The following is a 21,806-nucleotide window of genomic DNA, read 5'->3' on the forward strand; positions in this document are numbered from 1 at the left end:
CTGCGAGGTACAGATGACTACTAGTGTAAATATTTCCCCAACCAGTCCCTTGGATGTTGCTGAACATACTCTATTTGTTTGCAAAACCTGTGCCAGTGTTTGGCAAAATGGAAAACGCTTAGGTGAAAGTGGTGGTGAAAAACTTCTACACGAACTTCAGCAGCTTGCACAAGATTGGGACTTACGAGATCAATTCCCGATTCAGGAAGTTGAATGCATGAGTGCTTGTAATCGTTCTTGTGTAGTCGCTTTTGCTGCCAAAGGCAAATTAACATATTTATTTGGTGATTTAGGCGTTGATGGTAGTGCCTCTGCGGTACTCCAATGTGCTAGTCAATACTATGCTAAAGCAGATGGTTCACTGCCTTGGTCAGAGCGTCCAGAAGCAATGAAGAAAGGCATTTTAGCAAAGATTCCACCTTTATCTAAATGATGCGCGTTTTGATTCTGGGTGGGACAGGTGATGCAGCAGAATTAGCTGCCAAAGTTACGACTATCCAAGGGTTAGAAGTAATCACCTCTCTAGCTGGCCGCACCCGTGAACCGTCAGTACCGCTGGGCGATTTACGGGTTGGAGGCTTCGGTGGTGTGGCTGGATTGGCTAGCTATCTGCAAGTCATGCAAATCGACTTATTAATTGATGCAACCCATCCTTTTGCTACTCAAATTTCTTTTAATGCCGCAGATGCAGCAATGGAAGTTAGAGTACCCCGTCTGATGTTAATTCGTCCGCCTTGGGAAAAAGTAAGTGGCGATCGCTGGATTGAAGTTGACAGTGTTGCAGCCGCAGCAACAGCCCTGCAAAACCAGGCACAGCGGGTATTTTTGACAGTTGGTAGACAAGAACTCGCTGCTTTTGCTCACTTGGAGAAAATTTGGTTTTTGATGCGGATGATTGACCCTCCTGGCGATGATGCTTTAGTACCACCGGGGATGGTATTGTGCGATCGCGGGCCTTTTACCCTCAAGAATGAGAGACAAATTCTGATTCAGAATAACATTGATACTATCGTCAGTAAAAATAGCGGTGGCGATGCCACAAAGCCCAAGATTATTGCAGCGCGGGAACTGGGCGTAAAGGTTGTGATGGTCAATCGTCCAGCTATACCGCCAGGGGAACAGGTTAGTAATGTTGATGCTGCTTTGGCGTGGTTATTAGATCGCTGCTAAGTAAATAGCCAAGATTGATAATACTATCTTTGTTAATTTCCGTATAATACACCGGAACCTTCTACAAGAACCGCGATCGCACTAACGAGTTCCATGAAAAATCTAGCTTTATCTGCCATAGCCCTCGCCACCACATCTGGATTAGTTTTCGGGACAATGCCAGCCGCTTCTGCTTTAAGTTGGAACTGGAATTATTCTGGTACTGGCATAGAGGCGAACGGTACTTTCACCACTAATGACACCCCTAACGATTTGGGTTTTTACTTGATTACTGGAATTACTGGTACACGAAATGGTGAAACAATTACTGGTCTGCAAGCCACTGGGACTCTTATACCAGGAAACGAACCTTTTAATGTTGATAATTTAATTAGTCTTAATACTCAGCAGTTAACAGGTGATGGTTTTGGGTATTCCACTTCGGAAGGAAACTATTCTAGTCCATTTTTCGCGAGTTTTTTGGCGACACCAGGTTATTTAGAGGTTTTTTCTGCACCGCCAATCACACCAGGTTTTGAAAATTTGGGATTGGAAGATAGTGAGTTACCCATTAATTTTTCTGCAACCATAATCACCACCGTTCCTGAACCCACTTCTATCCTAAGCTTACTCATCCTTTGCACTCTTGGCGCATTTTCAGTACTCAAACGTAACAAGCTATCTAAATTTACTCAGAAGAAGCTCGAAAAAGTTTCCTAAAACCATCAATAATAATTCAAAATTCAAAATTTTACCCTTACAGGGAAGCAAGCTACGCGTAGCGTCTTGTAGAAAAGAGAGTTTCAGATGGGAATTTAAAGCCTAATTGTAGCTTGCTTTTTGTAGGGTAACTTTAGCTAAGTACAGTTTTGCGTAAAAGCGTAGCGTTTTTAATGCAGGGGAACGCGTTAACAATGTAAGCCGACGCATTGGCATTGTAGAGTATTGCCAAATTTAATTCGCGATGAATTAATGAAATGCTGTACTAAGTGTTGACGTTCGGTCTTAAACTCTTAAATTTACGAGAAAACTTGCGATCTCTCTATAGGCTCTTTAAGATATAGCAGTTCCCAACCTTGTGAGGTACGTTTTAAAAGCTACTAACTTTGGCAAAAAAGATTTGGGTGTAGGGGCACGGCAGTGCCCAGTGGTGTCAACTTAACGTGAAATGGGCGGTTAGAAACCGCACGCCAGGTGCTTCAAGTCGGGCATTGCCCGCCCAACACACTGGCTCATCTACACAAACAAAACCCACCTCGGTGGGTTTCAAAACTTTGATTTTCCGTTAGTTTGGGGCGGCGGACGAGAGCCTGTGTAGCCGCGAATGGAATGAGTCTTGGCTTAAGTTGACATCAATGGGCACTGCCGTGCCCTACAGGTGTACCTCACGCAAACCAGAAGCGCTATATACAGATTAAAGTAATATAGCAACGGTGGTATCATTGCATCAAAATGATACCGTAATTTTGTCTAGATATAGAATTCTATTGCCCCGCCAAGGGTAGATTATTTCTAAAAGGAGTTTGCTGCAATGTCCACAACGCCAACTACTCGATTAATTTTAGAGACTTTACTCCCCCATCTCAAAGTAGCAGCAGCCTATGCCCATTTTTTACAACCAAAAATTGCTGCACTTCCTGCCAAAGAACAAGCAAAAAACTTTTTTGCTGCCGCCCTCACTGATGCAGATGTGGCTATTCAAAATCTGGTAGAAGTAGTATTACTAGGAACTTTCCCAGATATTCGCTTTTATGGTGAAGAATATGAAAGTTCTAATAACACCAAGTATTTTCGGGCTACCGAACTCGGTTCAAAAGGTGATTATTTAGTCACACTCGACCCGATTGATGGCACAAAGTTTTACATGGATGGACATTCTAATTACCAAATTATTCTCAGTATTCTAAATTCGGATGACTTTGAAGCAGTAATTGCCATTTCTCCTGCCCAAAACATTTATTTTTATGCCCTTCGAGGTGAAGGTGCTTTTAAAGGGACACTGGAAATGAACTTAGCAGCTTGTGCCCCTTTAGATATAACATCCGCCAAACCTGCTGTTTTGTTGGGATGGGGAATGAATTCCATCGCACATTTTTTAAAAGACCGATATAAAGTAATCGATATAGCAACTGATTACTCTAATGATATTCAAATTCCCAATCTCAATGGTATTCTCAGTGGCGACTTGAGTGGAGCAGTCATCAAATCGGGCAAATTTCTTGATAGTGCTGCACTCGCTTTTATTGCAAAAGAGGCTGGCTGGATTGTAACTACTCTGGACGGTTCGACTTTACCGCCACTGCATACTTGTCAAAACTATAGTCTGCCTGGATTGCTCGTAGCTGCCTCAAAATCTGTTCATCAAGATTTATTAGAAGCGATGCAAAGTATAGCTGTTTAAAGTAAAAGCAACTGGATACCGTTTTCTACGACTCATATTCTTTTGACAAAATGAAAATCTGTATTGTTGGCGCTGGTGCAATTGGTGGATATTTAGGGGCAAAACTGGCACTGGCAGGTGAAGAGGTGACACTAATCGCGCGTGGTTCTCATTTGGAGGCAATTCAAAAAAATGGGCTGAAGTTGCTCATGGCAGAGGGTTATAGCCAAATTGCTAGTCCGACTTTGGCAACGAGTGATATTCAAGAAGCTGGGCCACAAGATGTAGTAATTTTAACTGTGAAGGCTCACAGTGTGCCTGCGATCGCACCTTTTCTCCCAGCACTCTACAATCCTCATACGATGGTGGTGACAGCCCAAAATGGCGTTCCTTGGTGGTACTTTCGCAAGTATGGCGGTGAGTATGAAGGTACGCGGATTCAATCTGTCGATCCAGATGGGATTATTGAAGCTAGTATCGGTGCTGAACGTGCTATTGGTTGTGTGGTTTATCCGGCAACTGAGATAATTGAACCAGGTGTAATTAAACATATTGAAGGTGATCGCTTTACTCTTGGTGAAATCGACGGCACTAAAACAGAACGCATCCAATTATTGGCACAGACTTTCAAACACGCAGGATTCAAAGCGCCAATCCGCAATCAAATTCGCACAGAAATTTGGATTAAGTTGTGGGGAAATGTGGCGTTTAATCCCATTAGTGCCCTGACTGGTGCGACTTTAGAGGATATTTGCCGCTATCCTCTCACCCGTGAACTAGCGCGACAAATGATGTCTGAAACTCAAGCGATCGCAGAAAATTTGGGTATAAAGTTTGGCATCACTTTAGAACAGCGAATTAATGGGGCAGAAAATGTTGGCGCTCATAAAACCTCAATGCTACAAGATATTGAAGCCGGACGTGCTACGGAGATAGATGCTATTGTTGGCGCGGTGGCAGAATTGGGAAAACTTACTCAAATTCCTACACCTTATATTGATGCTATTTATGCTAGCGTCAAGTTGCTGGAGGCGACCAAATTAAAGGTTTGATTTGGCTTTTCTTGACTTTTGATAGCATCTGCAAAGCAGCGGACGGGGAGGAAAGTTTGTCTTCACCAGAGTCTTTCAGTTCCTCACCAAAACTCTGGTTTTTAGCATTATATGCGTAAAGCAGGATAAGTCTATTTGATGAAAGGTAAAAGGTCAAAATCTTATAGAGTTAGTTAATCAAAAAATGAAGTGGGGATGAGATATTTCGTATTCTATCCCTATTTAGGTTTAACTTTCCTTGATTTCTAACAGATTTAAAACTAAAACTGATGAAACATTAAACCAAAATTAATGTTTCATTTACTACAGTAATTCCTGATATCCACATAAGTATAGCAAAGATAAAACAAGTTTACTGACCGCTCAGGGAACTAAGGCAAAAGGAAGATGCAGTTTATTTGCTGTTTGTTTCAATATATCGAACATAAAACTATATCATATAAAAATACAAAAAAATTCTTATTGCTGATAGTAAGGGCATTTGATAATATGGATAAAAAATTGTCTCTTGTGAATGAAATCGATAATATGGTTGATACCGATAGAGCAGGTAGATACATAGAACAGCTTACTGGATACAAAGCTTTTATACCTAATCCTTTACCGCCTATACCCAAATTATATATTGATGATGAAATGTTAGAACTTTTATCACAAGCAGATAGAGCATTAGGTCGTTTAGATGGATCAACAGACGCTTTACCTAATCCCGACTTATTCGTGTTTATGTATGTTCGTAAAGAGGCAGTGTTGTCAAGTCAAATAGAAGGAACACAAGCTTCTTTAATAGATGTCCTTGAGTTTGAATCGCGTACAGTGGAACCAGACAACCCGCAAGATGTAACCGAAGTTGTCAACTATATTGCTGCAATTAATCACGGACTTGAAAGATTAGAAAATAATTTTCCTTTATCATTGCGATTGATCCGTGAAATTCATAAAGAATTATTGAGAGAAGGTCGAGGTTCTGAAAAGGGTGCAGGAGAATTTCGCCGCAGCCAAAATTGGATTGGTAAGGGAAGATGTAATTTGAAGGAAGCTACTTATGTTCCACCTCCACCCCATGATATGCAAGAAGCTTTAAGTAATTTTGAGAAGTTTTTACATGACTCTGCTCCAATGCCAGCTTTAATTAAAATTGGATTAGCTCATGCTCAGTTTGAGACAATTCACCCTTTTGAAGACGGCAATGGAAGAACAGGACGCTTACTAATTACTCTCTTATTATGTGAAAAAAATATATTAAAACGTCCTCTCCTGTATATATCTTATTACTTTAAAAAGTATCGGTTTCAATATTACGATCATCTCCAATCTATCAGGGATAATGGTGATTGGGAAAGCTGGCTTAAGTTTTTTCTAAAAGGTGTATATGAAGTTTCCCAGGAGGCATCTACTGTTGCTCGTCAAATAGTTAATTTAAAAGAAGATCATCGTAAAATAGTAATGGAACGAATGGGAAATCGGAAGGCAGTGAATGCTATAGCTTTACTCGAAAAGCTCTATTATAAGCCAGTTTTTAATATAGAAATGGCTCAAGAATTTACCCAATTATCATACACTAACGCTAACATTCTAGTGAGAGAATTATGTAGTATAGGAATCGTGGAAGAAATTACTGGAAATAAACGTAATCGAGCTTTTATTTATGAACCCTACCTATCTATTTTTAAGGAGTCTTAACAGCAAGGATGGAATTTTAAAATATTTTTAATTTTCGGTAACAGAGTAAAAAATACTAAAAACGGTAATTTTTAAGATGAAAAATAAAGGAGTCTTCAAGAAATATTACTTCAGTCGCCTTCATATCGTTGAAAAAATTTTGTAATAGTGACCAGTAAGGGCTATTTCGATTTATATCATCCCAAAAATAGTTACTGACTAGCTGAAGTTATATAATTATCAAGTCCATGAAGAAGAAAAAATTATGGCTATTAACGATACTGGTTGTAGCAGTAGTAATCAGCATCATCGGACATAGTAATTCTCTAAAAGCTGCTTCACCTTTAGGGAAAGACACGCTGACGATGATTACTTCGCCAGATTATCCTCCTTATGAGTTTTATGATACTAAAGGAGGCGATCGCCAAATCGTTGGCTTTGATATAGATATTGCCAAAACCCTTGCTGAAAAACTAGGGTTTAAACTTCAAATAATGGAATCTGATTTTAATGGATTAATTCCTGCACTCCAAGCAAATCGTGCTGACTTTGTAATGGCTGGGATGACTCCGACTCCAGAACGTCAGAAAAATATTGATTTTTCAATTATTTATTACGAAGCCAAAGATACAATTGTCGCTCCTAAAGGTAGCAATCTGAAGCAGCCTCAAGACTTATCAGGAAAAAAGGTTGGGGTACAACTAGGAACTATACAAGAACAAAATGCTGAGAAAATTGCGAAAAAAGTTGCAGGTATTCAGCTAAAGCAACTCAACAAAGTGCCGGAAGTAGTTCAAGAAATCAAATCTGGGCGAATTGATGCAGCAATTGTTGAGGATACCGTTGCTAAGGGATTTGCCCAAGCTAACCCAGATTTAGAATTTAATACTATTCCGTCAGAGGAGGCAAGTGGATCGGCGATCGCTTTTCCTAAAAGTTCTTCTTTTGTAGAACCGTTTAACAAAGTCCTTCAACAAATGAAAGACGATGGCACATTGAATAAACTTGTTGCCAAATGGTTTTCAGAGAACATTACCGCCAATCCTGCATCCTCAACTCCTGCCAAAGGCGGATTGAATCTTGACTTCACTAGAATTCTTCCAGATATTCCCTTTATTCTTCGGGGAATCCCTTTAACTTTGTTGTTCACGCTATTATCCGTATCCTTGGGGTTAATCTGGGGAACAATACTATCTCTATTAAAAATTCTCGGCATCAAGCCGCTTACCTGGGTTGCTAACGCCTACACCTCTGTTTTCCGAGGTACACCTTTGTTATTACAGTTGGCGTTGGTTTACTACGCAACACCCCAGCTTACAGGCTATGACATTTCAGCATTGCAGGCAGGGGTGCTAACTTTTACCCTGAATTCTGGTGCTTATATGTCGGAAACCATCAGAGGTGGGATTCAGGCGGTAGATAAAGGACAAAGTGAAGCGGCGATGTCTATGGGTGTTCCCTATTGGTTGATGATGTGGGATGTGATTTTGCCCCAAGCATTAAAGAACATTCTCCCTGCATTGGTAAATGAAACTATCGGATTGCTCAAAGATTCTGCGTTGGTGTCAACGATTGGGGTGGTGGAAATATTACGCAGTGCCCAAATTGTTGGTGCAAATAAGTATATTTATTTTGAACCACTGCTATTTGCAGGGTTAATCTACTATGTTTTGGTAATGGGTATGACTTTGGGTGCATCCGCTTTAGAAAGGAGGTTACGGGAAAGTGAGTAATGTAGTAATTCGCACGGAATTCTTATGTAAATCCTTTGGCAAACTCGACGTACTCAAAGATATTTCCACTGAGTTTTACCAGGGAGAAGTGGTTGCCATATTAGGTCCTTCTGGTTCAGGTAAGTCTACCTTTTTGCGATGCATAAACTTACTAGAACAACCCACCAGAGGCAGAATCTACTTTCATGATCAAGAAATTACCAAGCCTAAAGCAAACATCGCTAAAGTACGTCAGCATTTGGTGATGGTATTTCAACATTTTAATTTGTTTCCCCACATGAATGTGCTGCAAAATGTCACCTACGCACCCATCAAGGTGAAAGGAGTAAACAAGCAAAAAGCAGAAGAACATGGCTTAGAATTGCTTGCTAAGGTAGGTTTAGAATCAAAAGTGTCTGTCTATCCGTCCAAACTATCTGGGGGACAGAAACAGCGAGTAGCGATCGCTCGGGCATTAGCAATGGAACCTGAGATGATTTTGTTTGATGAACCCACCTCTGCCCTAGATCCAGAAATGGTTAAAGATGTGTTGGAAGTGATGAAAGCTTTAGCACTATCTGGAATGACAATGGCGATTGTGACCCATGAAATGGGCTTTGCAAGAGAAGTTGCCAATCGGATTATGTTCCTCGACCAGGGTAGTTTAGCAGAAGATACTACTCCTGACGAGTTTTTTCAAAATCCTCAGTGCGATCGCGCCAAACAATTCTTAGAAAAAATGCTTTAGAACATCAGAAATTCGCCGCTTTTTTTGTATTCCTGAAACTTTTCCAAAACGGGGCGATCGTTTGGCATTAACGTAGGTAAGTTAGCCAAATCAAAAAATTCCAGTGCCAGCGATTCTCCATCTAAGCAAGCGAGACTGCCTGACCATTTAACGGCTCGCAAAATCAAAATGAAATTTTGGACGCGATCGCCATTGGGATAAGTTACAGTTTCAAAGGCTGGGTTGGAAGAAAGCCCTACAGCTGCAAAACGCTTAACCGTTAAACCAGTTTCTTCAAAAACCTCTCGTGCTGAACATTCTTCAGCAGATTCACCAACTTCAGGACAACCGCCAGGTAGCCCCCAAAGTTTGAAATCACTCCGCTTTTGCAACAAAACGCGCCCTAAGCTATCTTCAATAATCACACGTGCACCAAATAATAGAAGTTAGGCGATCGCCCACAACTTGTCGTAACCTGCCAAGATAAGAGTCTGACCAATTCGCCATAATCGGAGAGAAAGTTTGTAAAGAAACTCTAAAGGTAGCAAATAGCGATCGCTTGAAAACAGGATAATGCATCTGAACAGGTTAATCCTTCCCATTCAACCTAGAACTATGGCATCTACACCTAAAATCCTCGCCTTTGCAGGCAGCACCCGGATTGATTCTTACAACAAAAAATTGGTAAAAATTGCGGCGGCTGGCGCTAAGGCAGCAGGCGCAGAAGTGACTTATCTAGACCTCCGCGATTTGCCTTTACCTCTGTATGATGAAGATTTGGAAGCTCAAGAAGGACTACCTGCCAACGCCCGCACTTTTAAAGACTTAATGATTTCTCATCAAGGATTGCTGATTGCTTCGCCGGAATATAACAGTTCACTCACAGCAGTTTTGAAGAACGCCATCGACTGGGCATCCCGTCCATCTCCAAATGAAGCACCTTTGGCTTTGGCTGCTTTTGCAGGTAAGGTTGCTAGTATTATGAGCGCTTCTCCAGGCGGTTTTGGTGGTTTGCGGGGATTGGTTCACCTGCGGTCTATTTTGGGAAACATCAAAGTTTTGGTACTTCCCAACCAAGTAGTAGTATCCAAAGCTTATGAAGCCTTTAATGCTGATGGCACGTTAAAAGATCCGAAACAGCAAGAATCTATTGAGCAGTTAGGCGATGGCTTAACAAAGATATTGCTGAAGCTTAACTAACTGAGTACAACGAGAAGAAACTTTTTGTTGAGTATCGTCTGAATGGTGTTGAAAGTCTGATTAAGCACAAGTTTGACAGACTTGCAAACTGGATTAAACAGATAGCCGATTTTCTCAACAAACAATCTAACTTTCAAATCCGAGATGACAAGTTCTAGTCACTGGGAGTTCACACTGTGGCTGTAAATCTCTTGTCAAAGAGCCAAGCCATCTGTCAAGCCATTTATTCATACTTATTTTCTCCAGTGTAAGAAGTAGAACGGCGTTAATAATTAAAGGTTTACATTAAGCGGATCTAGCCCTACTTTGAAGGCTTTCGCTTCAAAGTAGAGAAAAAATTTGTTTTTTACATTACTTAACATACTTTAATTTATTCCTGCCTACTTACTTAAATATTTTTGGTACTTCAGCTAATTTTTAATAAAATGAAAAGTCAGTGTTGACGCGATCGCAGAAACTTTAAACTTTAAGTTCATATCCTAAAATTGCCTTGTTCTTTACCCTGTTAGTATATTAATCAGCATAAGATAGTCGGTTAAGTTTTAATTATAAAGTTTGATGATTAATATTACTAAATTCAATAAGATTGACTTTCTTGTTTTGATTGCAATTGTGATTATTGGTCTTATACATTTGCCTTTCCCATTTGACGGAGATCAAGCATTTTTTAGGCTCGGTGCTTTGGAGATGCAACAAGGAAAGTTACTATATCGTGATTTTTGGGATGTGAAGCAACCAGGGATTTTTTACTTTTACTTTTTAGCGGGAACTTTATTTGGTTTTAACGAGATTGGCATCCATCTCTTTGAACTTATTTACATGGTGTTTTTGTCTATAGTATTGTTGCTGAGTCTAAAAAGCTATTTTCGGCATCCGATAATCGCCAGTCTAGTACCTTTGTTAACGGTTGGCGTTTACTATACTGTTTCACAGCCTTGGCATCTTACTCAAGTGGAAGCACTGGTTAGTTTTCCTTTATTCATTTGTCTTTGGCTGACTTCTGAATCTTTTAAATATGAAGGAAAGCAAAGATTTTTTCTACTTTTACTGTCAGGTTTTATTGGTGGAATTGTCCTTATTTTTAAATTAATACTTTTGCTAATATTAATTTCATTTTGGCTAACTCTTGTAATATATTCTGTACTAATCAAGCGACAGCAAATTCAAAAAGTTTTTCTAGAAATATTTATTCCAATTTTGATGGGGATTATATTTCCTATTTTATTTATTGTTAGCTATTTTGCCTGGTTTAATAGTTTACCAATTTTGTATGAAACATTCTTTTTATATCCACCTCGAATTGTTGCTAATTCCCAATTTGACCCAAGTGGGCTTTTTGCAGGAATAAAATGGTTCTTAAATAGTTTTTACCCTCTACTTTTAGCCGCTACTGTTGCAGTAGATGTATCATTACGTAAGTCTAAGAATATATTGACTTTGCTACTTGTGATTTGGTGTATTTTTGCTTGGGGTGTAATTGTTCTACAACGTGGGGCATTTTGGGAATACCATTATTTATTATTGTTTGTACCTTTAGGTATTTTAGCAACTAAAGGATTAGATGTTTTATGGGAGTCTTTAAAAAAATTGAGTTCCCCATTTACTACAATCCTGCTAATATTTTTGTTTTTCTTGCCTTTATCGAACACTCTTATAAAAAAGAGTGTTGTTCTGGTTAATAATAACTTTGCTTTAGCTGAAGATACACGATTTAAATATCAGACTGTTTTTAGAGCAAAATATCCATCTCTTCGTTCAGAGGCTGAATTTATCTCCCAACCAGGAAGTCTTCCTGGTAAGATTTATGTAGCTGGCGATCCATCTATTTACTACTTCTCCAATCGGACTCAGGCAACATCACTACGTGGTTGGGCACTTGAATATTTTCTGCCTGAGCAATGGACAAAACTTCTAAAAGAGTTAGATTCATCTAAGCCTCCTTATATCTTTATTGATTATATTCAGCAGCCTACTATCAACAAAAATTTTCCCAGAATGCTAGAATTTCTTGAGGGAAGATACCGTATTTTACGTCAAAATGATAACGGTATTTGGTATATTATTTTGTAGACAAACCACTACAGCAATCCTGAATCATTCATGAGAAACAAGATCCCCGACAACTTTTACGAAGTCGGGGATCTGCGGGTTGCAATTCTCTTAAAACCAGATAAATAAACTGTTTGTATTGCTATAACCCTTACCAATCGGTTGCTTTAGTATCATCCCAGACTTCCAATTCCAAATCGCGGAGATAAGTTAACCCGCTTTGAATTTGTGCATCTGTTCCTTGTAGTTCAAGGTCAAACCAACCATCTCCGATAGCATTGGCTCCCAAAATCGCTGCCGTGATATTCACAATCAGTCCGTAGTCAGACACCAGGCGAGAAATGACAGGTTCCTGGTGATAATCTTTAGGAATTCTGAGTCGAATCCGTTTATTGGTAAGTGTATTGTCAGTAGCCATATCTGAATTATTTCAATCCCTAATCGGGATTGGTACAGAACTACTCTTAACCCTAACGGTAATTTCCTGATAGGTACTAGGTAGATCGTACCATCTCCCATGATTTGCTTGTATCCTATTCAAAAGATAACCATAATCACTTGATTTTTCTATTCAACATCTTTAATGCGGGTTTTCCGTTCTAGAATCTCCTTCAGCAACAAGGTTACTACTGCTAACAACGCTAACAGTACAGCTGCAGAGAAAGCCGCTTCAGTTTCGTATTGTTTGTAAGCGTCTTCTACAAACAGTGGTAGGCTCTGAGTTTGGTCAGCAATGTTGCCAGATACTACTGAAACTGCTCCGAATTCACCCATTGCTCTGGCATTGGTCAAAATTAAACCGTAGAGTAAACCCCAACGGATACTGGGTAGGGTGACACGCAAAAATATCTGCCAATCTTTAGCACCTAGAGTTCTAGCAGCTTCTTCTTGATCCTTACCAAATTCTTCTAAAACCGGAATCACTTCCCGCGCCACAAAGGGCATACTCACGAAGGCTGTAGCTAGCACCATACCTGGAAAGGCAAAGATAACTTTGATATCATAGGCCTGGAGCCAAGGGCCAAACCACCCATTCCGGCCGTAAAGTAGCACAATCATTAATCCTGCAACTACGGGCGAAATCGAAAAAGGCAGGTCAATAATGCTCAAAACTATGGCGCGTCCAGGAAATTTATGACGAGCGATCGCCCAAGCTGCACATAGTCCAAACACTGTATTCACAGGCAAAGCAATCACAGCCAACAACAGTGTCAGCCAAGCTGCATGGATAAAAGCTGGTCGCGTCAGGTTGGACAGAAACGGCCCAACTCCCTTGCTGAAGGCTTGAACAAAAACGTTAATTGCCGGGATATATTGAACTAGGGCTAAATAGGCGATCGCTATACCAATTAAAACTATTGGCACCCAACTCTTCTGCTCTTTAGGCTTGGCTGTATCTGTATCAGACCCAGATGATGAGTGAAAACTTGGCTTATCTACTGTCATATCGCCTTGCCCATGCTTGTAAGAAATTAATTGCCAATAGCAGTACCAACGAAATTGATAGTAAAACTATGCCAATTACTGTTGCACCAGAATAGTCATACTGCTCTAATCGCTGGAAAATCAGCACAGGAGCAATCAAATCTTTGAATGGCGTATTGGAAGAGATAATCACAGTTGACCCATATTCCCCAACTGCACGAGAAAAACCCAAGGCAACACCAGTTAAAATTGTTGGAAATAAAGGTGGCAAAATCACTTTCCAGAAGGTCTGCCATTGAGAAGCACCCAGACACCAGGCGGCTTCTTCAATCTCATGTTCCATTTCCTGAAGTACGGGTTGCACAGTTCTCACAATAAAAGGTAGTGAGATAAATATCATTGCTACCGCTACTCCCGTGCGGGTAAAAGACACCTTAATTCCCAGTGGTGCTAGTAGTGAACCTAGCCATCCGTTATCGCTGTAAACTGTTGCCAAGGTTAAACCTGCTACCGCTGTTGGTAATGCAAAGGGTAAATCTACTGTGGCGTCAATCAAGCGCTTAAAGGGAAAGTCGTAGCGAACCAGAACCCAAGCAATCAGAGTTCCAAATACGCCATTGAGTAAGGCAGCAAATATTGCCGTAACAAAAGTTACGTTGTATGTTGCTAGTGCGATATCACTGGTTGCGATCGCCCAAAACCTAGATGGGGGTTCTGTAGCTGCTTTCAGGAACATAGCAGCTATGGGGACAAACAACATCACCGTCAGATATGCAATGGTGATTCGCCAAGTCCAAGGAACTCGCCCTAATCTCTTCCAGAATGGCGTTTTGCGTTCAACTTCCACAGAAGGAGATACAGATGTCATAGTGAAAAATTCAAAATTTAAAATTCACAAGGAGCTTTTTGCCAATGTTCGTAATTGCTAATTCGTAATTCAACCACAGACCAACTACTTTTAATTCTGGAGAAAAGAAAGTTGTGGGGTCATAATTACGAATTACGAATTACGAATTATTTTTTGGCTTGAATCTTGTCAAACACGCCCCCATCTGCGAAGAACTTCTTATCAATTGCTTCCCAACCGCCTAAGTCTGCAACTGTACCCAGAGTTTTCAGCTTAGGAAATTTGTCTGTGACTTCCTTGTTTTGAGCTAAAGTCTCATCCACAGGACGGAATCCCAATTTAACAAACTCTTGCTGTGCTTCTGGGCTATAGAGATATTTCACAAAACCTTCAGCAACTTCACGGGTTCCGTGCTTATCGACGTTTTTATCTACCACAGCGATCGGATTGTCAATGGATATATTCACATCGGGAACGACATAATCAACCTTCTCACCCTTTTGCTGTGCCAAAATAACTTCGTTTTCGTAGTTGATTAAGACATCTCCCTGCCCTTGCTTGGCAAATGTATCAGTAGCTTCCCGCGCATCTTTAGGCAAGATTGGCACATTTTTGTAAACTTTAGTCACAAATTCAGTAGCTTTAGCCTCATCGCCACCTGTTTTAATCACAGAATCCCATAGTGCTAAGAAATTCCACTTAGCACCGCCAGAAGTTTTGGGGTTAGCAGTAATCAATTTCACACCGTCTTTGGCTAAATCTGCCCAGTTCTTGATGCCTTTAGGATTGCCGGAACGAGTGACTATTGCTGCAACAGATTTGGATACAATACCATTGTTGGGAACTTCTTTCTCCCATCCTGGCTGAATCAACCCAGCCTTCTCAATCTTTGTGGTGTCTCCAGCTAGTGCCAAGTGAACAACATCTGCTTCCAAACCATCGATAACAGCACGAGTTTGGGAACCAGATCCGCCATAGCTTTGCTTGAAGGTGACAGTTTGGTTATGATCTTTCTTCCACTGTTCTACAAACTTAGGAATAATTGCTTCGTGAGCTGCTTTGGTGACAGCAAAGGAAACTAGAGTTAATTCAACATTATCTTTGCTTGCAGCCACAGGAGTAGCACTAGCACTAGGAGTTTCAGAAGCAGAATTATTCCCAGTTCCTCCACCTGAGCAGGCAGCAAGGGTTACACTCAATACAGTACCTACCAAAAAGAGTGATACAAAGCCTTTGAGCGAATTTAGTCTGAACCGATAGGTTCTATGTTCAGCGATCGCTTGTAATCTTTTCAGTGGGCGTTGCCACAAACTCATTCTATTTCCTCCACTAAATCTACAAATAATTGATGGGAATACAGTTATATAGTGTTTATCATACTGGATGATTCCATGTATCTAGTACAAACACCAAAAAACCTCATATTCTTTATCAAGAATATGGTGATTTTACCAGTTCTGTGAGGAATTAAAAATGCTTTGACTTTAAAGTATCGTTTGCAATCAAGCAACTTGCTAGGGAATTGGGCATTGATGATTTCTCCCTGCTCTGATGCTCCAATGAAAGAGTAATCAGATACTTTATACCAATTCTTTCTGACGCTGTATAAAATCAACCCTGGTAAGACAATAGGCTTAAGCAACTGGTTCTATATAAATTCACAGATAATCGGTATCACATGTTTTTAGTACGAGTTTTCCGAGTGTAAATGAAAATTTTTAGTATAAAAATTTGAATTTCGAGAATTAATCTGATAATCTCTTTCTAAAGACAAACAACGGTAATGCTATCAAATTACCGTTGTTTAATCAAGCAACTATACAACATTCAGTTTCCATGACACATCTGCAAGCCAAAAAGTTACAAGTTTCCCGCCCAGCCAAACAGCTATTTCTGCAATTAAAACTCACCTCAACTAAAACCTCTGCGTTATTATTAGCAACTGGCTTGAGCTTAAGTGTCCTTATTCCTGCTTATGCTGTGGAGAGTGCTGATAAAACTATTTCTGTTAACCAGAAGCCTCAATTGATTAGTCAAGGCGGTAAGACAGTTGAAATAACTCTAGTTTCCTACGCAGTCACCAAAGCTGCTTACCAGAAAATCATTCCTGAATTTGTAGCGAAATGGAAACGCGAAAAAGGTCAAAATATAGTGATTCGGGAAAGCTATGGTGGTTCTGGCTCTCAAACCCGTGCAGTAATTGACGGATTAGAAGCAGATGTTGTAGCTTTGGCGCTGGCTTTGGATACCAAAAAAATTGAAAAAGCCGGACTGATTCAATCAGGTTGGGAGAAGGAAGCACCAAATAACTCAATTGTGACTCACTCAGTAGTTGCCCTAGAAACGCGTGAAGGTAATCCGAAAAAGATCCAAAATTGGAGTGATTTAAGCAAACCAGGGGTCAAGGTAATTACAGCCAACCCCAAGACTTCAGGAGGTGCGCGGTGGAACTTTCTGGCTTTGTGGGGTGCAATAACCAAAAATGGTGGAAGTGAAGCCCAAGCTCTTAACTATGTTACCCAAGTCTTTCGCAATGTCCCTGTGTTACCTAAAGATGCACGAGAATCAAGCGATGTCTTTTATAAAAAAGGTCAAGGGGATGTTCTGCTTAACTACGAAAACGAGATTATCTTAGCAGCACAACAAGCAAAAACTTCACCTTCTTATGTGGTTCCCCAGGTAAACATTTCTATAGATGCTCCAGTAGCAGTTGTGGATAAGAATGTTGACAAGCACCGTACCCGCGAGGTTTCGGAAAGTTTCGTCAAGTTTCTTTTTACACCACAAGCTCAACGTGAGTTTGCCAAAGTTGGTTTTCGACCTGTTAACTCTACTGTAACAAAGGAAGTACAGAATAAATTTCCTAAGATTTCTAAGCTTTACAACGTTCAGAGTTTGGGAGGTTGGGATACTATTCAGAAGAAGTTTTTTGATGACGGCGCAATCTTCGACAAAATACAAAGTGGGCAACGCTAATATAGCCTTTTTGATTTAGATTTGTATTCAACAGCTGTTCATGAGTGCAATTTTTATGAACAGCTTGTTAAGTGTTTAGATTTTTGGTGAATATGCAACAAAATCAAATAATGTCTTGAGTGCAAGAGCAATTACTGTAATGAGAAATATACGTCGTAACCAGAGGTTGCTTAGTCTGAGGGCAACCCGCGATCCGACAATTCCTCCAATGAACATAGTAATACTCAAAATAATACCTAGTTTGTAATCAACTATTCCTTGTGTAAAGAAAATAATAGTGGCAATTAGGGAAGAAAAAATGTTGATAAACTTTGTGTTTGCTACTGCCTGCACAAATGTCATCCGAAATAGGCTGACATAAGCTGCTGTGAGTATAGTGACATAGCCACCACTAAAAAAACCACCATAAACACCAAGCGCAAAAGTTGCCAAATATCCACCAATTTCTGCTACTGGTGATGGTTTTCCTATTCTTGAAACGATTCCAGCATTCCGATTGGTGATTGAAAACACGGCAACCAAAATCATCAAAATCGAGATAATTAGAGGCATCGATTTTGAAGGTACAACTAAAACAAGTAATGCACCGATGATTGAGCCTAAAAGCGTTAGGAAAATCATTATTGGCAAGCGGTTGCGGTCAATTGCTTTTTTACCAATAAAAGGCAACGTACCACCAACACTCATAAAGGTTAATGCCAGCATATTAGTGGCAAGAGCAATACGCGGTTCTATACTCAATTGCAACATTACAGGGACGGTAATTAAAGAAGTGCTTCCTGTAATGACGCTTATAACACTTGTTAGAAAGAAAACTGTGATGAGTAAAAGTAATTGGGTAGCAGTCATTAGAGATTTGATTTTTATGTTGTTATCAATACATTTTTTCAATGTTTATTGCAGGAGACAAAAGACATTTAAAGCCGCATTTTTAAAAGAGATACGGTTTTTTTAAACTATATTAATATAAATAAAATTCAGTGTAAACTTATATTTTTATACCAATAAAAACGGTAAATTTTATATATGTTGGTAACAACTAAGTTGGATGAATTTATATAAATTGGTAAATTAACAGTGAATCGTATCCAATACTGTTCGGTTAAAGCAAAAGACGTGATGAATCGCCGTCTCTACATCATGATTTTTGGCTTATCTAAACTGTATGTATTGCAATATAGATAGCATGAAAAACAAAACCCATCTAGAAATCATCTAAATGGGCAAAATTGAACAACTATTTATTATTAACTGATTGCATATTTCAGAGGTAGTCCATCCTGAAAAACTAGTAATTCCCCTGGTTGGATTTGTGTCCAAACTTCGTTGTCAGTCAGGGGTGTGGTAGCAATGACAGCAACGCGATCGCGTTCAGTAGTCACTTCCCGAAAATCTACGGTCATGTCTTGGTCAATTAAATGGGCAGCAGCAAAGGGCGCTTGACGAACAATGTAGCTGAGATTAGTTGAGCAATAAGCAAAAAAGTGTTCTCCATCTGACAATAAATAATTAAATATACCCACTTTCGCAATTACAGCAGTAATTTCTTGCAGCACAGAGTACAGTTCCTTTATATCGGGCTTACCTTTAGGAAAGCGCGATCGCAATGTTTCTAGGATCATACAGAATGCTTTTTCACTATCGGTATCACCTACGGCTTGATAAAAGCCCAAATTTTCTGGATCAAAATCTGGCAAATTACCGTTGTGGGCAAATACCCAATACTGACCCCACAATTCTCTGCGGAAAGGATGGCAGTTGTGTAGGGCAACTTCACCCTGAGTAGCTTTGCGGATATGGGCTATGACATGGGTTGAGTGGATGGGATAACTCCGCACAAACTCTGCTACCGGAGAAGCAACAGAAGGTTGAGCATCTAAAAACATTCGACATCCCTTTCCTTCAAAGAAAGCAATGCCCCAACCATCGCTATGGTCATCCGTTTTTCCTCCCCGTGCAGAAAACCCTTCAAAAGAAAAGCAAATATCCGTTGGAACATTGCAATTCATTCCGAGCAGTTGGCACATGGATGTTGCAGCTCTCAATTTTTGACTAAGGCCTCAGGATCAAGATACTTCAGAATGCTGCATGATTCTGGAGCGATCGCTTCAATCTTAGAATTTAAGGCTGAGATATTCCAAACACTCCCCAACAATAAAGAGTCTGTTTCAAGTTAGCAACATGATACTATGCCAAAAGATGGTAGCGGCGGATATCTGGTGCAGCAGTCACTAAACCTTCGAGTTTAGCTGCTGCCGCTTGGAAATGGGGTGAATCTAGATGAGTATTCAGGGCTTCTGATGAAGCCCACTCCTCTACAAAAGTAAAGTCTGTTGGATCATATTGGTTTTGCAAAAGTTTATACTCGATCGTACCTACTTCCTGACGAGTTGGCTCAATGAGTTCCAACAATACAGCTTTTAGTTCTTCTACTTTGTTAGGTAAAGCAATAATACGGGCAACAATGCGAATAGTTTGGTTTGTCATTTATTATTTGTCATTTGTCATGGGGTAAAACAGTTCTGTTAGCGGATAGCTAGGGTTTAGCCCGTTCTTAGCAAAGACATGATAATTCCCTACTCAGCACTATTGTCGGACAGAGGGAAAAGACTTTCTCCTTCTCTGCTCCCCTGTTGCTCTGGTATTAATATTTATTAAAACATCTGCTGTAAATATTGCTCATAGCCTAGTTGTTCTAATTTTGCTTGCTTTGCAATTACTGATTCACAAAGGTTTTGCCGATATTGTTGCACTTTTTCTAGCAATTCTGGTTGATGAGTTGCGAGGATTTGTACTGCTAAAAGTCCGGCATTTTTGGCATTACCAATCGCTACTGTTGCCACAGGAATACCACCAGGCATCTGTAAAATAGAATACAAAGAATCTACACCTTGTAAGTTCCGAGTGGGTACAGGAACGCCGATCACAGGAAGGGGAGTTAAAGACGCTACCATTCCAGGTAGATGGGCAGCACCACCGGCACCTGCAATAATTACCTTAATACCCCGTTGGTGTGCAAGTTGAGCATATTGCACCATACGTTCTGGAGTACGGTGAGCAGAAACGATCGCCACTTCGCTCTCAACACCAAATTCTTCACAAACTGCGATCGCATCTTTCATAGTGGGCAAATCGGAATCGCTGCCCATGATGATACCAACTAAAGGAGTCATAATAATTCAAAATTCAAAATTTAAAATTCAAAATTATTTGAGCTAGCTTATGGAAGCTAGGTAATGCGGATCATCATCTCATCTATTGGCGTTGTTTGAATTGATTCATTGATGTTGGTTGCATTTAAAATCAGATTTAGCTCTCTTCTCGTCAGTGTGATGACCCAAGCAACACAAAATCCTGTAGATATTATCAATGCTAGAGTACCTGGTTACAAAGATTTGCAGATGCTCTTGGTTAATCAAGAGGGCATAATTGAGCAAATCTTGCCAATGGGTACAGTAGGGAAGGACATCTGTGCATCCGTGATAGATGTTGCAGGCAACTGGATTTCATTGGGTGGTGTTGATTTGCAAATTAACGGTGCGTTGGGTTTGGCATTTCCTGATTTAACGGCTGAAAATGCTCATGTACTCCAGAAAATAACGCAATTTTTGTGGGATGTCGGGGTAGATGGATTTTTGCCGACACTTGTGACAACTTCAGTAGAAAAGATTCAGCGATCGCTTGCAGTCATTGCTAATTTTACTCCCCTCTCTGTTGATGCAGAGGGGTTGGGGGTGAGGTCATCTGCCAAGATTCTTGGAGTACATCTAGAAGGCCCATTTTTGAGTTACCAAAAGCGCGGCGCACACCCGGCAGAGTACTTGTTACCCTTAACAATTGACGAGGTGAAGCGGGTTTTGGGTGATTATGCCCATGTTGTGAAAGTCATTACCTTAGCGCCGGAGTTAGATCCCACTGGTGAAGTAATTCCATATTTGCGTTCTTTGGGAATTACCGTTAGTTTAGGACATTCTCAGGCAACATCAGCCCTAGCGCAACTTGCTTTTGAACTCGGTGCAACGATGGTAACTCATGCTTTCAACACCATGCCACCGTTACATCACCGTGAATCAGGATTATTAGGGGCAGCAATTACCCATCCTGATGTGATGTGTGGTTTTATTGCTGATGGTGAACACGTTTCACCCACGATGCTACAAATATTACTTCGCGCTAGCTATCAAGAAAAAGGGCTGTTCCTCGTTAGCGATGCCCTTTCACCTCTGGGGCTACCCGATGGCGTCTATCCTTGGGACAGTCGGCAAATTGAAGTTCAAAACGGTACAGCACGACTAGCCGATGGCACTTTATCGGGGACGACTTTACCCTTACTAGTGGGAGTGCAGAATTTGGTAAAGTGGGGGATTTGTGATGTAGAGACTGCTATTTTACTAGCTACAGATGCACCTAGACAAGCGATTGGTTTGCCTGGAATTGCCAAGAGTCAACCCGCTAATTTATTGTGCTGGCATTGGGATGAAGCGACAAAAGAATTAGCTTGGCAGCGATTATTGGGCAAATTTCGCATCTAGGTAAAAGAATCAAGGTGATAGGGGAAGAAGCGTTAATATACTCAGTAAAAATGTACATTTACATTACCGAAGATGATACCTTCGGTTGGTTCAAC

Annotated in this window: 22 protein-coding genes; 12 read left to right on the forward strand and 10 right to left on the reverse strand. The window is 40.3% G+C overall.

The window, feature by feature from the left end:
- Nucleotides 1-13: 13 nt before the first annotated feature.
- The 8 genes from V7K60_RS33415 (at nt 14) to V7K60_RS33450 (ending at nt 8,703) form a co-directional block, all read left to right on the forward strand.
- The gene (locus tag V7K60_RS33415; RefSeq protein WP_334932305.1) at nt 14-433 is read left to right on the forward strand and encodes a DUF1636 domain-containing protein; all 420 of its coding nucleotides are present in this window, start codon (nt 14-16) and stop codon (nt 431-433) included.
- Entirely contained in the window at nt 433-1,170 is a 738-nt protein-coding gene (locus V7K60_RS33420; protein ID WP_334932361.1) for a cobalt-precorrin-6A reductase, read from the forward strand. The genes V7K60_RS33415 and V7K60_RS33420 overlap by 1 nt, the downstream gene beginning before the upstream one ends.
- Before the next feature lie 93 nt (nt 1,171-1,263).
- Nucleotides 1,264-1,869, forward strand: a complete 606-nt coding sequence (locus tag V7K60_RS33425) for a PEP-CTERM sorting domain-containing protein (protein ID WP_334932307.1) — start codon at nt 1,264-1,266, stop codon at nt 1,867-1,869.
- Nucleotides 1,870-2,680: 811 nt separating this feature from the next.
- Nucleotides 2,681-3,550 carry an inositol monophosphatase family protein gene (locus tag V7K60_RS33430; RefSeq protein ID WP_334932309.1) on the forward strand — a complete coding sequence of 290 codons (870 nt, stop codon included), beginning with the start codon at nt 2,681-2,683 and terminating at the stop codon, nt 3,548-3,550.
- A 50-nt stretch (nt 3,551-3,600) separates the two neighbouring features.
- Nucleotides 3,601-4,581 (forward strand): 2-dehydropantoate 2-reductase, encoded by a 981-nt coding sequence (locus V7K60_RS33435; RefSeq protein WP_334932310.1) that lies wholly within the window; start codon nt 3,601-3,603, stop codon nt 4,579-4,581.
- A gap of 387 nt (nt 4,582-4,968) precedes the next feature.
- Complete coding sequence (locus V7K60_RS33440) at nt 4,969-6,264, forward strand: Fic family protein (protein ID WP_334932312.1); 1,296 nt, start codon at nt 4,969-4,971, stop codon at nt 6,262-6,264.
- 227 nt (nt 6,265-6,491) lie between these two features.
- A complete protein-coding gene (locus V7K60_RS33445; protein WP_334932314.1) occupies nt 6,492-7,976 on the forward strand; it encodes an ABC transporter permease subunit in 1,485 nt (494 codons plus the stop codon).
- Complete coding sequence (locus tag V7K60_RS33450; protein WP_334932316.1) at nt 7,969-8,703, forward strand: amino acid ABC transporter ATP-binding protein; 735 nt, start codon at nt 7,969-7,971, stop codon at nt 8,701-8,703. The genes V7K60_RS33445 and V7K60_RS33450 overlap by 8 nt, the downstream gene beginning before the upstream one ends.
- Here the strand turns inward: V7K60_RS33450 and V7K60_RS33455 are convergent.
- Both V7K60_RS33455 and V7K60_RS33460 read right to left on the reverse strand, forming a co-directional pair.
- Complete coding sequence (locus tag V7K60_RS33455; protein WP_334932318.1) at nt 8,700-9,107, reverse strand: NUDIX domain-containing protein; 408 nt, start codon at nt 9,105-9,107, stop codon at nt 8,700-8,702. The two genes, V7K60_RS33450 and V7K60_RS33455, sit on opposite strands and share 4 nt — an antisense overlap.
- A gap of 21 nt (nt 9,108-9,128) precedes the next feature.
- The gene (locus tag V7K60_RS33460) at nt 9,129-9,284 is read right to left on the reverse strand and encodes a hypothetical protein (protein ID WP_334932320.1); all 156 of its coding nucleotides are present in this window, start codon (nt 9,282-9,284) and stop codon (nt 9,129-9,131) included.
- Nucleotides 9,285-9,297: 13 nt separating this feature from the next.
- On the opposite strand from V7K60_RS33460, the gene V7K60_RS33465 reads away from it, so the two are divergent.
- Both V7K60_RS33465 and V7K60_RS33470 read left to right on the forward strand, forming a co-directional pair.
- Nucleotides 9,298-9,882 (forward strand): NADPH-dependent FMN reductase, encoded by a 585-nt coding sequence (locus V7K60_RS33465; protein ID WP_334932322.1) that lies wholly within the window; start codon nt 9,298-9,300, stop codon nt 9,880-9,882.
- 558 nt (nt 9,883-10,440) lie between these two features.
- Nucleotides 10,441-11,952, forward strand: coding sequence for a hypothetical protein (locus tag V7K60_RS33470; RefSeq protein ID WP_334932324.1), 1,512 nt, complete (start codon nt 10,441-10,443; stop codon nt 11,950-11,952).
- Between the two features lie 130 nt (nt 11,953-12,082).
- Here V7K60_RS33470 and V7K60_RS33475 read toward each other — a convergent pair whose 3' ends face one another.
- The 4 genes from V7K60_RS33475 to V7K60_RS33490 all read right to left on the reverse strand — a co-directional run bounded on the left by V7K60_RS33475 (nt 12,083) and on the right by V7K60_RS33490 (nt 15,519).
- Nucleotides 12,083-12,349 carry an NIL domain-containing protein gene (locus tag V7K60_RS33475; protein ID WP_334932326.1) on the reverse strand — a complete coding sequence of 89 codons (267 nt, stop codon included), beginning with the start codon at nt 12,347-12,349 and terminating at the stop codon, nt 12,083-12,085.
- A gap of 149 nt (nt 12,350-12,498) precedes the next feature.
- Entirely contained in the window at nt 12,499-13,377 is an 879-nt protein-coding gene (gene cysW / locus V7K60_RS33480; RefSeq protein ID WP_334932328.1) for a sulfate ABC transporter permease subunit CysW, read from the reverse strand.
- The gene (gene cysT, locus V7K60_RS33485; RefSeq protein ID WP_334932330.1) at nt 13,364-14,224 is read right to left on the reverse strand and encodes a sulfate ABC transporter permease subunit CysT; all 861 of its coding nucleotides are present in this window, start codon (nt 14,222-14,224) and stop codon (nt 13,364-13,366) included. The genes cysW and cysT overlap by 14 nt, the downstream gene beginning before the upstream one ends.
- A gap of 146 nt (nt 14,225-14,370) precedes the next feature.
- Nucleotides 14,371-15,519 carry a sulfate ABC transporter substrate-binding protein gene (locus V7K60_RS33490; RefSeq protein WP_334932332.1) on the reverse strand — a complete coding sequence of 383 codons (1,149 nt, stop codon included), beginning with the start codon at nt 15,517-15,519 and terminating at the stop codon, nt 14,371-14,373.
- 520 nt (nt 15,520-16,039) lie between these two features.
- On the opposite strand from V7K60_RS33490, the gene V7K60_RS33495 reads away from it, so the two are divergent.
- On the forward strand, nt 16,040-17,179 hold the full coding sequence (locus V7K60_RS33495; RefSeq protein WP_334932334.1) for a sulfate ABC transporter substrate-binding protein: 1,140 nt from the start codon (nt 16,040-16,042) through the stop codon (nt 17,177-17,179).
- A 75-nt stretch (nt 17,180-17,254) separates the two neighbouring features.
- Here the strand turns inward: V7K60_RS33495 and V7K60_RS33500 are convergent, their stop codons facing one another.
- From V7K60_RS33500 to purE, 4 genes are all read right to left on the reverse strand, one after another.
- Nucleotides 17,255-18,028 carry a sulfite exporter TauE/SafE family protein gene (locus V7K60_RS33500; protein ID WP_334932336.1) on the reverse strand — a complete coding sequence of 258 codons (774 nt, stop codon included), beginning with the start codon at nt 18,026-18,028 and terminating at the stop codon, nt 17,255-17,257.
- A 398-nt stretch (nt 18,029-18,426) separates the two neighbouring features.
- Entirely contained in the window at nt 18,427-19,206 is a 780-nt protein-coding gene (locus tag V7K60_RS33505; protein WP_334932338.1) for a class II glutamine amidotransferase, read from the reverse strand.
- 160 nt (nt 19,207-19,366) lie between these two features.
- Nucleotides 19,367-19,666: a putative quinol monooxygenase gene (locus tag V7K60_RS33510; protein ID WP_334932340.1), complete on the reverse strand. Its 300-nt coding sequence runs from the start codon at nt 19,664-19,666 to the stop codon at nt 19,367-19,369.
- 167 nt (nt 19,667-19,833) lie between these two features.
- Entirely contained in the window at nt 19,834-20,352 is a 519-nt protein-coding gene (gene purE / locus V7K60_RS33515) for a 5-(carboxyamino)imidazole ribonucleotide mutase (protein ID WP_334932343.1), read from the reverse strand.
- Between the two features lie 159 nt (nt 20,353-20,511).
- On the opposite strand from purE, the gene nagA reads away from it, so the two are divergent.
- A complete protein-coding gene (nagA, locus tag V7K60_RS33520) occupies nt 20,512-21,711 on the forward strand; it encodes an N-acetylglucosamine-6-phosphate deacetylase (RefSeq protein WP_334932344.1) in 1,200 nt (399 codons plus the stop codon).
- The last annotated feature ends 95 nt before the right edge of the window (nt 21,712-21,806 follow it).

Source organism: Nostoc sp. (genome assembly GCF_036917555.1).
Classification (GTDB): Bacteria; Cyanobacteriota; Cyanobacteriia; order Cyanobacteriales; family Nostocaceae; genus Nostoc.